Genomic DNA, 211 nt, shown 5'->3' with positions numbered 1-211 from the left:
TATACATTCTACCCAGCCCAGTATAAACTAGATGTACTTTATTATATGAATGAACACGGGACATCTATCAGAGAAACAGCGGCACTTTTCAATATACCGTCTTATGAAACAGGAGGATTGGATGCCCTACAATCAAAGAAAAAGGGGCGTCCAACCATGAAAGATAAAAAAATAAAACCAGTAGATGAAGGATCAATCGAAGCCTTACAAG

General features: G+C 37.9%; 1 protein-coding gene. It reads left to right on the top strand.

Annotated elements, in window-relative coordinates; all coding sequences use genetic code 11:
* The coding region (locus MR143_RS32905; RefSeq protein ID WP_242281311.1) for a helix-turn-helix domain-containing protein at positions 1 to 211 on the top strand (211 nt) is incomplete at both ends.

This window comes from Bacillus cereus group sp. BfR-BA-01347, from assembly GCF_022663835.1.
GTDB classification, from domain to species: domain Bacteria; phylum Bacillota; class Bacilli; order Bacillales; family Bacillaceae_G; genus Bacillus_A; species Bacillus_A thuringiensis_K.
The sequence above is the reverse complement of the archived record's forward strand: the minus strand, read 5'-3'. Positions and strand labels throughout refer to the sequence as shown.